13 protein-coding genes are annotated in these 12,535 nt (G+C 61.1%); 1 reads left to right on the plus strand and 12 read right to left on the minus strand.

The features are described 5' to 3' along the window. Window positions 1-69 precede the first annotated feature (69 nt). The 10 genes from CJ178_RS06370 to CJ178_RS06415 form a co-directional block, all read right to left on the minus strand. Window positions 70-621, minus strand: a complete 552-nt coding sequence (locus CJ178_RS06370) for a MerR family transcriptional regulator (RefSeq protein ID WP_230590041.1) — start codon at window positions 619-621, stop codon at window positions 70-72. A gap of 407 nt (window positions 622-1,028) precedes the next feature. After that, window positions 1,029-1,502 (minus strand): bifunctional nuclease family protein, encoded by a 474-nt coding sequence (locus CJ178_RS06375; RefSeq protein WP_033231914.1) that lies wholly within the window; start codon window positions 1,500-1,502, stop codon window positions 1,029-1,031. Window positions 1,503-1,591: 89 nt separating this feature from the next. Then, window positions 1,592-2,329, minus strand: a complete 738-nt coding sequence (gene ftsR / locus CJ178_RS06380; RefSeq protein WP_033231913.1) for a transcriptional regulator FtsR — start codon at window positions 2,327-2,329, stop codon at window positions 1,592-1,594. Beyond that, window positions 2,329-2,820, minus strand: coding sequence for a glycogen accumulation regulator GarA (gene garA, locus CJ178_RS06385; RefSeq protein ID WP_033231912.1), 492 nt, complete (start codon window positions 2,818-2,820; stop codon window positions 2,329-2,331). The genes ftsR and garA overlap by 1 nt, the downstream gene beginning before the upstream one ends. Before the next feature lie 199 nt (window positions 2,821-3,019). Beyond that, window positions 3,020-3,424, minus strand: a complete 405-nt coding sequence (gcvH, locus tag CJ178_RS06390; RefSeq protein WP_092807693.1) for a glycine cleavage system protein GcvH — start codon at window positions 3,422-3,424, stop codon at window positions 3,020-3,022. Window positions 3,425-3,470: 46 nt separating this feature from the next. Next, complete coding sequence (locus tag CJ178_RS06395; RefSeq protein ID WP_033231910.1) at window positions 3,471-4,223, minus strand: DUF881 domain-containing protein; 753 nt, start codon at window positions 4,221-4,223, stop codon at window positions 3,471-3,473. Window positions 4,224-4,226: 3 nt separating this feature from the next. After that, the gene (locus tag CJ178_RS06400; RefSeq protein WP_033231909.1) at window positions 4,227-4,577 is read right to left on the minus strand and encodes a small basic family protein; all 351 of its coding nucleotides are present in this window, start codon (window positions 4,575-4,577) and stop codon (window positions 4,227-4,229) included. A gap of 14 nt (window positions 4,578-4,591) precedes the next feature. Continuing rightward, the gene (locus CJ178_RS06405) at window positions 4,592-5,458 is read right to left on the minus strand and encodes a DUF881 domain-containing protein (protein WP_095886377.1); all 867 of its coding nucleotides are present in this window, start codon (window positions 5,456-5,458) and stop codon (window positions 4,592-4,594) included. Then, window positions 5,455-5,988 carry a CDP-alcohol phosphatidyltransferase family protein gene (locus CJ178_RS06410; RefSeq protein WP_371851319.1) on the minus strand — a complete coding sequence of 178 codons (534 nt, stop codon included), beginning with the start codon at window positions 5,986-5,988 and terminating at the stop codon, window positions 5,455-5,457. Before CJ178_RS06410 ends, CJ178_RS06405 begins: the two co-directional genes overlap by 4 nt. Window positions 5,989-6,190: 202 nt before the next feature. Further along, window positions 6,191-6,805 carry an NUDIX hydrolase gene (locus CJ178_RS06415; RefSeq protein ID WP_033231907.1) on the minus strand — a complete coding sequence of 205 codons (615 nt, stop codon included), beginning with the start codon at window positions 6,803-6,805 and terminating at the stop codon, window positions 6,191-6,193. Window positions 6,806-6,906: 101 nt separating this feature from the next. On the opposite strand from CJ178_RS06415, the gene CJ178_RS06420 reads away from it, so the two are divergent. Then, window positions 6,907-9,123, plus strand: coding sequence for a DUF2254 domain-containing protein (locus tag CJ178_RS06420; protein ID WP_095886378.1), 2,217 nt, complete (start codon window positions 6,907-6,909; stop codon window positions 9,121-9,123). Window position 9,124: 1 nt separating this feature from the next. On the opposite strand, the gene pepN is transcribed toward CJ178_RS06420, so the two are convergent. Then, on the minus strand, window positions 9,125-11,611 hold the full coding sequence (gene pepN / locus CJ178_RS06425; protein ID WP_095886379.1) for an aminopeptidase N: 2,487 nt from the start codon (window positions 11,609-11,611) through the stop codon (window positions 9,125-9,127). A gap of 38 nt (window positions 11,612-11,649) precedes the next feature. After that, window positions 11,650-12,450, minus strand: coding sequence for a bifunctional hydroxymethylpyrimidine kinase/phosphomethylpyrimidine kinase (gene thiD / locus CJ178_RS06430; protein WP_033231904.1), 801 nt, complete (start codon window positions 12,448-12,450; stop codon window positions 11,650-11,652). Window positions 12,451-12,535: the final 85 nt, after the last annotated feature.

Below are 12,535 nucleotides of genomic sequence, written 5' to 3' on the forward strand. Positions count from 1 at the left end.
ACCAGTCTAGTTGACCGGCCGACCTTCCGTCGCCACCACATCGACCGAGCGGGTGTGACGCCCGGAACACTATCCGGTCTTGCGGCTCACGCGATTCTTGCGGCGCGACGCCAATTCGTCTTCGGGATTCGGATCACTTTCGCCGCCGTCTGCACGCTCGGCCGGGAAGTCGGCGATGGTTCCGGTGAGTTCACGCATCGCGCCGCTGACGGCGATGCCGAATACTCCCTGCCCACCTTGGAGCAGGTCTACGACCTCTTCGGGGGACGTGCACTCGTAGACGGTGGTCCCGTCGGAGAACAGAGTGATGTTGGCGAGATCGCGAACGCCGCGGTGACGCAGGTGATCGACGGCCACCCGGATGTTCTGCAAAGAGATTCCGGTGTCGAGCAATCGCTTGACGATCTTGAGAACCAGAATGTCCTTGAACGAGTACAAACGCTGGCTGCCGGAGCCGGCCGCGCCACGGATGGACGGGACGACCAGTGCGGTCCGTGCCCAGTAATCGAGCTGACGGTAGGTGATGCCGGCGATCTGGCAGGCGATGGGAACGCGGTAGCCGACAAGATCGTCAGGAATGGAGTCGTCCGGGAACAATCCCGGCTGCAACTCTTCCGACATGGGTTGGGCAGCCGGATCTGCAGTCAGTTCAGCGACGCCGGAATTCTCCGCCTTGCCTACGTTCGACTGTTCTTCCACTGCCGTCTCCTTCTCGATACGCCATCGTGTCATCACGCTGTGCTATGCGGCAGAGTCTGATACCCGAACAGAAACGGATACCCGCGTCAGCCGATCTCGAACCACCGAACATTTCGAAGCAGTGAATCCGAGGCACGTAATTCCACGAGTGGACTTACCTAGAGTACGCCCCGACAGAGCACCAAGACCAGACTCTATTTCAAGGCTCAACGATCTTCACCGCTCGCAACGGTAAGACCCCGGCGCGATTTTGGTCAACGCAACACGCCGAACGAGACTAAACCTCTACTTGAGAGTTGAAGCCTCAAGCCAGTCTCGGAAACTTTCGGCTAACCGTCAGTTGCCTTGAAATCATCCGGCGAGATCGTGTCCAGGAATTCCTTGAATTTCTCCACCTCGTCTTCACGCTCGTCAGGAATGACCAATCCCGCCTCGGCAAGGACTGATTCCGAGGCAAAGATCGGGACCCCGATCCGAAGTGCCAACGCGATGGAATCCGACGGACGAGCGGAGACCGTAGTTTGCTCGTCGAAAACCAGGTCGGCATAGAACGTGCCTTCTTGCAGATCCACGATGCGGACTTCCTGCAGACTGCGGCCGAAGGATTCGATCAGTATTTTGATCAGGTCGTGTGTGAGCGGCCTCGCCGGCTCGACTCCCTGTTGCTCCAGAACGATCGCCGTGGCTTCCGTCTGCCCGATCCAGATCGGAAGGTACCGATCACCATCTGACTCGCGGAGCAACAAAACCGGCTGATTCTGGGGCTGCTCGACACGAACTCCGATCACACGCATTTCGCCCATCGAGCTTGCCTCCAACCTGAAATGACCCTGGTGGCCGAATTCACGACCGTACTGAGATTCTATTCGCGTGGAACGAGATGATCGAGAACTCAGCGATCAAGACTTCCGCGGACTGCTGATTTGACCAGGCACGTATGCAATGTCAATGACAATGCTGCCAGTTCTCGAACCATTTCCTCGGCTCGATCACGAGCACCCGCATCACGTCCCTTGGCTACCGGTCCGGCGATCTGGGTAACCAACCCGGCTTCACGATCCGCAGCCAACTTGAACGCACGTAGATGTCGTACTTCCAAACCGTATTCCGCCATCGCCTTGGCTGTCCGGGCCAACGTCACTGCGTCTTCGTCGAAGAATCCGGCAGCGCCTGGCACGATCAGGCCGGTACGAATGAGGTCGGTCAGGAATCGATCGTCGATGTCCGCGCGAGCGAGAAGATCCGCCCGACCCACTCGGACTTCTCGATCCACCCGGAAAACCTCGGGCGATACTTCTCCCGGAGCGATCGACAGGACGCGCGGACGTCGCGGCGCAGAGTTGTCTGCGCTGACCGTCGCGGCACCACTGTCGATCGCCTCGAGTTGTTCCTTGATGACTTTCAGCGGCAGGTACTGATCACGTTGAGCGGTCAGTACGTAGCGAAGACGCTCGCAGTCCTCGATGGAGAACCTGCGGTATCCCGACGGCGTCCGTTGTGGGCTGATCAAGCCCTCGGACTCGAGGAAACGAATCTTCGAAATCGTCACGTCGGGAAAATCTGGACGCAACCGATCCAGCACGGAGCCGATAGACATCCCCGGCTGGCTCTGCTGCCGCAATGCCGTCATTAGCTACCAGCACCTGCTGACGCCTCGCCCACCTGCGAACCGCCGGAACGCGGGCCGGTGAGGAAAACCAGACGGAACTTACCGATCTGCACCTCGTCGCCGTTGGCCAGCACTGCCGAATCGACAGGCTCACGGTTGACGTACGTGCCGTTGAGGCTTCCGACGTCGACGACGTGGAATTCGGCTTCTTCCTGACGGAACTCGGCGTGGCGGCGGCTGACCGTCACATCGTCGAGGAAGATGTCACTGTCCGGGTGGCGACCTGCCGACGTGGTCGGCTGATCCAGCAAGAAACGCGATCCCGCGTTTGGTCCTCGTTTGACGACGAGCAGAGCCGCGCCGGCAGGCAGACCTTCGACACCCGAAACCGGCTGCTCGGCGGCCGGTGCTGCTGAGGAGTTGTCGAGCTCGTTGAGGAAATCTGCACGGAATACCGATGTGGTCTCCGCCGGCGTCTCCCCGTAGCCCGCGTCGTTACCGTTCTCGCTCACTGTTTCTCCTCCTCGATCAATCGTCCAGATCAGAAATCACTGGACTACGCAGTGCACTTTTTTCTCGAGCATCTTTCACAGTCACTTACAGATACGACCTGCACCCCGACTTGGCACATGCGTACCCCACGACCGTACCCTGCGCGCACCCTTGTGTGCAGCGAGACTGGCCGCGACACAACGGGTCGGCAGTCAAGCCCTAGCTGGACGTCAGTGCGGTGTATCCCGCAGCATCCAAGGTCTCCGAAATCGCACTGTCCAAAGTGGCTTCGTCGGCAACCTCGAGATCGACGAGCCAACCGTTGTTGTACGGATCGGTGTTCACGAGTTCGGGAGCACCGTCCAATTCGCCGTTAGCCGCAATAACTTTCGCGGTGAACGGCGCAAAGATGTCGGATACGCTCTTGGTCGATTCGACCTCACCGAGCGATTCGCCAGCGGTGACGTCTTCCCCCGCGGCGGGGAGCTGAACGAACACCACATCTCCGAGCTGTGACTGAGCGAAGTCGGTAATGCCCACTCGAACAGATGTCGGGCCGGTTCGCTTCACCCACTCGTGCTCCGCGGTGTAACGCAGATCGGTAGGTGTATCGAGCTCACTCACAGTGGCTTCCTTTCACATGCCGCCCGAAAGTTCCGGACGCAAAAATTCAATTTCCGGGTTGAGCGTATTGGCGCGGATTCAATTGTCGCAAGGCGGAGATCGTGACCTGCTGTGATTGCTCGACGGTGGAACTTCCGCCGCCCCGTGACACGTTGTCGAACACTCCGCCCGGAATGTTCAATGCCGCTGCCAAAGTCGGCGGATCGCCGATCGCGCTCACAGTGTACGGCGCTGCGATCTTGGTTCCGTCCACTTCGATGTCACCGCCGCGGCCACCGACCCACGAGTTCACGCCGATCCGGATCGGTTCGCCTGTGGCTCCGGCAATCTGAATAGCCTCGGCTCCGGCGGCACGTAGTTCCTGGATCAGATCGAGAATCACCTCCGGCCCGACACCACCCGTCGGATCGGTCAACGTCATGGTGACGCCAGGACCGCTCGCCGGCGCTGTCCCCACCTGGATGGAGAGGGCATTCAATCGGGCCTGCGCTTCACCGAGAGCCGCGTCGGTGCTTCCGCTGCGCCGCAATGTCGCCAGAGAATCCTCGAGCTCCGAGACTTCCTGTCGCAGCGCAGCTTCGCGCCGATTCAGGTTGTCGAGAACCACAAGGAGATCGGCGGGGCGCGCAGAATCGAGCGAGTCCCCCGCAACGGTGCTGCGCACCTGAGTTGCGATTGCCACTCCCAGAACACCGAGCAGAACTGTCGCAAGAATTGCGAACACCACGTTGCTTCGGTGCTTGTTCACCGGTCGCAACTCGTGTCGTCCCTCGTCGTGCTTCCTGACCGCGTCAGCCATGTCTCACGCTCCGAACAGCCGGCGACGCAGTGCCGCTGCATTGCCGAAGATTCGAATCCCCAGGACCACTACGATGGCCGTCGAGAGTTGTGTGCCGACTCCGAGCTGATCACCCAGCCAGACGATCAGCGAGGCGACAAGAACGTTGAAGACAAACGAGACGACAAATACCTTGGCGTCGAAGATCTCGTCCAAGTACGCCCGCAAGCCACCGAATACCGCATCGAGTGCGGCTACAACGGCAATCGGAAGATACGGCGCGAATGCGTCGGGCACCTGTGGGCTGAAGACAACACCCAGGACGATGCCGATCACCAACGCGGCGAGTCCGTACAGGGCGGAACCGGCCTTCATCGAACTCGCTCCATCTATCTAGGTCCTATCGGTTCAGTCGCAACGCGCACCGGGCGCGTTGCGGCGGGCGGAAGGCTCATCGAATTATCCTCGGCCACAGCAAAACCGACGCCGTACAGCTGCGCGATGCTGGACATCCGCAGGTAGGCATCGCTCACGACAAATTCTCGCTGCAACGCACGAGAGTCACCGATTGCCTCGACGACGTACGGCGAGAAGACGGGCTGATTGTCGACCAGCATCGCGCCGCCGGCCTGACGGATCGTCACCGTCGGGCCGATGCGCACGCCGCCCACGGCAACGGCCTCGGCGCCGCCGGCCCACAGTGCGTTGACCACACTCTGTATATCTCGATCGAGTACGACGCTCTTTCCCCCGACGCTGCGTTGCGATGCGTCGGAAAGATTGGGGCGTCCAGCCGGGTCGGTGAGGGTGACGGTGATGCCTTCGCCGTGTACGGCTTCGGCGCCCGCTTCGGCTTCGACGCCGCGCAGTTCCCCGAGAATTTTGTTGCCTTCGGTGTCTCCGGCCAATGCGGTGGCTCGGGCGGCGTCGACCTGCTCGGTGAGGGAGTGCCGAGTCGCGTCCAGATCGTCGATCTGATCTTCGGTCGCACGTACCTTCGCAACGAGATCGGAACGGAGATCTTCGGTGCCGGACACCTGCCCAGCTGCCGAGACCGCTGAGACTGTCAGAACAAAACCGAGCAGGAGTCCGCCCAGAGCCAGCCACGGCCCGGTTCGGGGCATGGAGTTCTTGCTGTGTTCATGTTCTCGTTCGAGCGCTGCAGCCTCGTATCCGGGATCGAGGTGTTCGGTCATCAGCGACCGGAGCAGTGACGGCACCGGGTTGCGGCGCACGTCCTCCCCCGTTCTTTTCATCGGGGTACAACCTCGTAGGTCCGCGCAATCCGGGCAGCTTTGAGCACATAGATCACGGCGGTCCACACGTACAGGACTGTTCCCCAGATCAGGAAGGCAAAACCGAAAGCGTGAGTGAATCCGGCGATCGGCCAATCTCCGTGGCCGGCCAGTATCAGCGGCAACGCAAACATCAGCAGGAATGTCGCGGCTTTGCCGAGATAGATGACCTCGGGCGGCGGGAGGCCGCGTCTGCGGTAGATCGGAAGAGTGAGAGCAAGGATCAAGTCCCGGCCGATCAGGATCGCTGCGACCCACCAGGGGATGAAGTCGCGGGCCACAAACGTCACGAGCGTCGTCACGACGTACAAGCGATCGACCAGTGGATCGAGAACAGCGCCCAATTTCGAGCTCTGATCGAGAATCCGCGCCAGTTTGCCGTCGAGCCAGTCCGTGAATCCGGTGAGCATCAGCAGCGCCAGCGCCCACCCGTCCGAATGTGTCACCAAGAGCAGGTACGCGAACACCGGGAGCAGCAGCAGGCGAGCCATGCTGAGAATGTTGGGAACCGTCAGAACTCGATCTGTCACGACAAGTTCCTGTTCACCTGATGTCACTGCACACACCTCGTATTGTTCCGCACTCCGCATCGAACTGCCCGCCGTTGCGGCGCCGTGGTGCCAGCTTTCCACAGCACTTGCGACATTTTGCTCATGGCCGCTCAGGGAGCCGCTCGCGCCCGTGTGGGTGTTGTTACCGCCAGGCGAAGACGGGTTGTTCGAGGTTGTCGATCCGGGTGTGCCGCCCACTGAGAACTTCCCGGAGTTGGTAGACGACGGCACCGGTCGGAGCATGCACGAGGCTGGTTCGAAACGGCCACTGCACCACAGGATTCGGAGACTCCTCGATCGACACGAAACGCGGGTCCACATCGAGTTCGGCTGATGTGACCGCGTACAATGACGCAACCTCGTCCGGGTTGGGTACCAATTTTTCGATCTCGGCGCCCGACCACACGACAAACGGGCGGATCACGAAGCCTGAGCGTGTGACGTAATCGTCGAGGCGGCCGATGATGTCGGACGTCGCGGCGGTCAGCCCCAGTTCTTCGGAGAGTTCGCGCAGGGCGCCTTCTTCGGGTGTTTCACCGGCGTCGACGCTCCCGCCTGGCAGGGCGAATTGACCGGGGTGCGCGCGCATTTTGCTCGGCCGCTTGGTCAGCGGGAACACCGATGTGCCGTCGGCATCTCGCATCAGGGCAAAGACCACAGATGCCAACCTGCGCCCGTCGAGGTCGACAGACCGCGGTTCGAAGGTCGAAAAGGCTGATTCGACATGGGCCCGATCCAGTAAATCCGCGTTCACCATTTCTCGACAGTAGCGCGGCCCCGGCAAGATTCAGACACAGGCCAGTTTCCAATTGAGCGTTTTGCGAGAATACCTGCGGAAAACCCTGTCATGCTGACGTAGTGAAGGCATGGTTCGAGCACACGGTCGTCGATACCGGACGACTACCGTTGTTCTTCCTGCTGGTCGCGTTCCTGCTTACCTTTCTGTTCATCAGATTCAGTGTGCGCATGATCCGCGCCGAGGTGTCGTGGTGGCCGGGCAATGTCACGCCGGGCGGTATGCATATCCATCACATGGTGTTCGGGCTGATGATGATGCTCGTCTCCGGGTTTGCCTTTATCGCATTGGCGGATTTCCACACCCCGGTCGCCAATTGTGTGCTCGCGTCGGTGTTCGGAATCGGTAGCGCCTTGGTTCTCGACGAATATGCGCTGGTTCTGCATTTGCGTGATGTCTATTGGGCCGAAGAAGGTCGGTCGTCGATAGATGCGGTCTTCGTGGCGATCGCCATTTCCTTTCTTTTCTTGTTCGGCGTCCATCCGATCGGGTTTGCCGGCGAGTTCGACCCGTACGAGGAAGATCGCAGTATCGCAACCCTCATTGCAATTGTTGTCGCGCTGATACTCCAATTGGCACTCGCGATGATCACACTTCTCAAGGGCAAGTTGTGGACCGGTTTGATCGGATTGTTTTTCCCGCCGCTCCTCATCGTCGGCGCAATCCGGCTGAGCCGACCGGGTGCGCCGTGGGCCAGATCCCGGTATCGCGACAAGCCGGCGAAGATGTCTCGCGCGGTCGCTCGCGAGCAACGCGTCAGGGAACCACTGATCAAAGCCAAAATTCGATTTCAGGAAAGCGTCTCGGGGAGTTTCGGGGTACCGGAAGCCATCCCTTCAGCAGCAGCTGAACCGACCACGGTGTCGACACCCGAGCCCCCGGCTACGACTCCGAAGTGGCGGCTATCCGACGCACTGCGGTGGCGTCGTACCCGCAGACGGCTTCGCACCGTCCCCGTGTGGCGGTTACCTGTTCTGCTTGTCGTCGCGGCATTCTTCTTGGCCGACACGCTTATCGATCTCGACAGTTCGGTGTTCGACGGCTTCGGTTCTGATTCGCTCGAATACGCCGTGGATCCGGGAGCTACAGCAACTCTGCTGAGCGTGATTGCCGGTGGAATGATCACCCTCACCGGTCTGGTGTTCACTGCGATCACACTGGCCATGCAATTCGGCGCTTCGCAGATATCGGTGCGAGTGGTGCCGATGCTGGCTCAGCAGCGAGTCATGCGATGGTCCATCGGGATGTTTCTCGCGACATTTGTCTACTCGATCATCGTTGCCCTCGATCTTGCTCTCAACACCCAACATTCAGCTCCCCAGATATCCACGTACACGGCGCTGTTTCTTGCGATCATCAGCGCCATTCTGTTTATTGCACTGGTATCTCGGGTCGGCTCGATTCTCAATTCCAGTCGCCTCCTGCGATGGATCGCAGCCGAAGGACGAAGCGCAATCGTTCGCTCCTACCCGCATTACGACGAGTCGACGTTGGACGCAACTGCTGCACCCGTAGTCGCCAATCCCGCACTGGCCGACGACGAGTCCGCAGACCTCTTGATCGTCCGACTGCGACACCTCTCCCCCAACGGGCGCATACTGCTGGCGATCAACCTGCCGCGACTGGAGCGGTTGGCATCGAAGTGGGGGGTCAGCATCGCAGTCGTGCCCGGCATCGGAGAATTCGTCGCCCAGAACGCGCCGCTGTTCGAAGTCCGTGGCACCTCGATGGCGATCCGTCCGGATTCGCTGATGTCGTGCCTGGTTTTCGGTGACACTCACGGTCCCGTAGTCGGTCCGGCCGCGGCAATCCAATCCATTGTCGATATTGCGCTCAAAGCATTGTCTCCGGCTATCAACGATCCTGGCCGCGCGGTCCAAGCTCTCGACCACATCGAGGATCTGCTCGTTCTGCTGGCACCGCGGGTGCATGCCGACTCCGCGACCTCCACGTTGACTCGGATCCGCGGGCAGCAGAGAACCTGGACGGACTACGTGTCCATCGCGACCGACGAAATTCGGCACTTCAGTACCAATTCCGCCCAGGTGCAGCGCCGCTTGCGCGCCGTGTTCACGACCTTGCTGGCAGCGTGCCCGGTGGATCAGCACGCTCCGCTCCTCGAACGCCTCGACGCCATGGACGCCGAACTGACCCGCGAGTGGACCGGCGAACTGGACATACGCCTGGCCGGTGTCGCCGATCCCCAGGGCCTCGGATCCGAGGCAGGTGCAAGCGGCCGTGTCCATCCTCTGATTGTCGGACGACCAGGAGCGAAGTAATTCAGAGCGCCGAGTTGAACGCCTGAACCTTCAGATCCCGAGACAGGTTGTCGCGCTTCTCGAGCACCAACCGCCGCAACGACGCCGGCGCATCGGCATTGGCGTCGAGCCACCGATCGACCGCAATCAGATCCCCGGACGCCGGGAACAAGCCATTCACCAGGCGCCGCGCAATCTCGATGCTGCGCCCTGACCACCACGTGCGCAACGAGGCAAAATAGTCCGCCGCGTAGCCCTCGATCAGGGACGCGTCGACGCCGGCTTTGAAGCCGCCGATCATGGCATCGAGATGATCGTTCGACAGTGTGAAGTCTGTGGTTGCGGCCTGCCAGACGCGTTGCTTGGTCGCTGCGGTGGGCAACGACGCGAGTGCGCGAGCGTGGGCGATCCGGCCGGCCGATGTCCCGTCGCTGCGCAACTCGTGGTCGAGGTCACTCGGTTCGGCAAAGCCTGTGGCAGCCAGGGCAATCCACATCGACCACCGAAGATCGGGGTCGAGAGCGAGCCCGATCGGGCCGGGGCTCTCGCCGAGCAGAATGGCACGCAACGCGTCAGCCCGCGAATCGTCGAGTGCCGCCGCGGCGGCACAGGCTCGGGCCCACGCCAACTGACGGCCCGATTCCGGTTCGCTCTCGAACATCGCCTTCCATGCCGTCGCCAACCACCCAGCCGCCGCGCTGGAGCGCAGCTCGCGCGGAACATAGTGCGCGATTGCGAACTGCGCGTCAGCAGTGATCGAACTGAGAATCGCCAGGTCCGGTTCTGAAGGGCCACTTTGTTCGGCCACCGCGAGGTACCGGAATACCGACAGCTCACCGTCACGTACGGAGTTCCACAGCGAGGACAGAATCAATCCACGCGCGAGTGGATCGACAACACGCTCGAGCGACGATTCGACGGTGGCGAGCGACGCGGCGTCGAGCCGAATCTTTGCGTATGTCAGGTCGTCGTCGTTGAGCAGAATCAGTGGTCCCGCGGGAACGTCGATCGGTGTGCGCTCCGCCGAAATGTCGACCTCGACGCGTGCCGTGCGAACCAGGTCGCCGGTATCGCCGTAGTTGTAGACCCCGACTGCCAGACGATGCGGTCGTGGATCGGTTTGCACCAATTCCCCGCCCTCGAACGTCAACGTCGACACTCCCGTTGTCTCGAGCCAGGCACGTGACCAATCGCGCATGTCTCGCCCGGACGTCGTGCTCAGCGCGTCGAGGAAATCGACTAGCCGAGTGTTACCGAAAGCGTTCGCCCGGAAGTACTTCCGTGACGCCTCGAAAAACGCGTCACGCCCGACAAAGGCCACCAGTTGTTTGAGGACACTCGCACCTTTGGCGTAGGTAATGCCGTCGAAGTTCAGCTTCGCAGCTTCCAGATCGACGATGTCGGCGACGATCGGATGCGTGGTCGGCAACTGATCCTGCACGTACGCCCAGGCTTTTCGCTTGATCGCAAACGCCACCCAGGCGTCGGTGAACCGCGTTGCCTCGACGCTGACAAGCGATCCCATGAAATCGGCGAACGATTCCTTGAGCCACAGATCGTCCCACCACACCATGGTCACGAGGTCCCCGAACCACATGTGTGCCATCTCGTGCAGGATCGTGTTCGCGCGGCGCTGGTACTGCTCGGCAGTGGCTTTGCCGCGAAACACGTAGGACTCGGTGAAGGTGACGAGGCCCGGATTCTCCATTGCGCCGAGGTTGTATTCGGGAACGAATATCTGGTCGTACTTGCCGAACGGATACGGGTAGTCGAAGGCATCGGCATAAAAGTCGAGACCTTGCCGAGTCACCTCGAACACGTCGTCGGCATCGAGGTACTGGGCCAGCGACGCTCGGCACAGAACACCCAGTTCGACGGTGAGGTCGCCGCGACTCCACCCCGAGCTCACTCGATGGTACGGACCGGCCGCCACTGCCGTGATGTACGTCGAAATAGGCAGTGTCGGAGCAAAATTGACGGTCTTGCTGCCGGTGGAATTCGAATCTGTCTGCACGGGAACCTGATTCGACAGCACTTCCCAGGACTGCGGTGCCGTGACCACAAAAGTGAATGGCGCCTTCATGTCCGGCTGCTCGAAGCACGCAAACACCCGACGCGCATCCGCTGGTTCGTATTGTGTGTAGAGGTACGCCTGCCCGTCGGCGTCGTCGACAAATCTGTGCAGACCCTCTCCGGAGCGGCTGTACTCCGCGAGCGCAGCAACCTGCACGACGTTCACATCCGACAGCCCGTTCAGCGCGATCCGCGCACCGTCGTACTCGACAGCGATACGACGGCCGTTCACCTCCACCGATTCGACCGCCCTACCGATGAAATCGAGCCACGTCGAATCCACGGTCGACGTCATCTCGATCGTGGTGACGGTCTTGAACGTCGCCACAGCAGGGTCGACCGCCGAGCGGAGGTCCAACTCCACTCGATAACCGGTGACCGATACCGCGGACGATCGGAGAGTGACTTCAGTTCGGTTCAGGTTTGCTGTGCTCACCCGTCTGATCCTGCCAGGCCGGGCGAACATCAGGTCCCCTATCCGGTGAAAGCTCCCTGCCACACGGTGTCGAACGGCGTGTGCGCCGAGACCCGGGCCTCGATACCCGCGGTGACAAACTTCTTTGCCAGTGCCACAGCTTCTCCCACGTCAGCGCCCTTTGCGAGTTCTGCGGTCACCGCAGCGGCAAGGGTGCAACCGGCACCGGAGACGCGCTCCTGGCCAACCTTGGGAGCAGAAAGTACCGTCACGTCGGTTCCGTCGAACAGCACGTCGACGGCGTCGTCGCCGGCCAGTTCCACGCCGCCCTTGGCCAGAACGTACTTCGGTCCGAGATCGTGGATACGACGCGCTGCTTCGATCAGTTCGTCGACGCTCGAGATCGCGTCCATTCCGGCCAAGGTGCGCGCCTCGAAGAGATTCGGGGTGACAACCGTTGCGAGGGGCAGGATCGAATCACGAAGTGCCGTATCGGTATCGAGTGCCGCTCCGGGCTCCTGACCCTTGCAGATCAGAACCGGATCGAGAACCACGTGCCGCCACGACTGGCGACGCAGCCCCTCCGCAACAACCTCGATGGTCGCGGGAGTTCCCAGCATGCCGATCTTCACGACGTCGAGATCGTGCGCCGACGTTGCTGCCTCGATCTGGTCTGCGATCACCTCGGGTGCGATGGGGACAAAGCGGTGGCCCCAGTTGTTCTTCGGGTCGAAGGACACGATGCACGTCGTGGTGGCGATTCCGTAGACACCGCGGGCCTGGAAGGTCTTGAGGTCGACCTGTAAGCCGGCACCACCGGTGGATTCGGATCCAGCGATGACATAGGCGAGGTCAACCACGGTACAAACTCCTTTTGAGGCTTCGACACCATCCACGGATACCCGCGAACGCCGGAGGTCGAAGTTTATCAACGTTGACCCCGGC

The sequence above is a fragment of the Rhodococcus sp. ACPA4 genome (genome assembly GCF_002300185.1).
Lineage (GTDB): Bacteria > Actinomycetota > Actinomycetes > Mycobacteriales > Mycobacteriaceae > Rhodococcus_F > Rhodococcus_F globerula.